At 68.3% G+C, this 871-nt stretch carries 1 protein-coding gene; it reads left to right on the forward strand.

What is annotated here, in order from left to right; translation table 11 throughout:
• On the forward strand, nt 1-871 hold an 871-nt coding region (locus ACFLIT_RS17830; RefSeq protein WP_479912613.1), incomplete at both ends, for an MFS transporter.

The following is an 871-nucleotide window of genomic DNA, read 5'->3' on the forward strand; positions in this document are numbered from 1 at the left end:
TGTTCGGCGCCCGCCTGGGCATGGGGGCGGCCGAGGCCCCGTGCTTCCCGGCCAACAGCCGCATCCTGGTCAGCTGGTTTCCGCAGCGCGAACGGGCGCGGGCCAACAGCGTCTATTCCATCGGCATGTACTTCGGCATCGCCTTCCTCAGCCCGCTGCTGTTCTGGGTGACCGCCGAGTTCGGCTGGCGGCATCTGTTCATCGGGGCCGGGGTCGTCGGGGTGCTGTTCGGGCTTGTGTGGTGGCGGCTCTATCGCGAGCCGGCCGAGAGCAAGTGGGCCAACCAGGCCGAGCTCGACGAGATCGCCGCCGGCGGCGGCATCGACCTGGCCCGCTCGGCCAAGCAACCGTTCTCCTGGGCCGACATCGGCTGGCTCCTGAAGCAGCGCCAGATCGTCGGGGCCTCGATCGGCCAGTTCGCCACCAACTCGACCCTGGTGTTCTTCCTCACCTGGTTCCCGACCTATCTGGTCAAGGAGCGCGGCATGGCCTTCATCAAGGTCGGCTTCTTCGCCTCCCTGCCGTTCATCGCCGCCACCGTCGGCGTCATCCTCGGCGGCCTGCTCTCCGACTGGCTGGTCAAGTCCGGCCGCTCGCTGACCGTCGCCCGCAAGACCCCGGTGGTCATGGGCCTGCTGCTCTCCTCGCTGATCACCGCCGCGGCCTTCGTCGACAGCAACGCCGTGGTCATCGCGGTGATGTCGATCGCCTTCTTCGGCCAGGGCATGTCCAACCTCGGCTGGACCCTGATCTCCGAGGTCGCCCCCCGCCGCCTGATCGGCGTCACCGGCGGCCTGTTCAACTTCTGCACCAACCTGGCGGGCATCATCACCCCCATCGTCATCGGCTTCGTCGTCGCCGCCACCGGCTC

Source organism: Caulobacter sp. HJHS_5 (genome assembly GCF_056683955.1).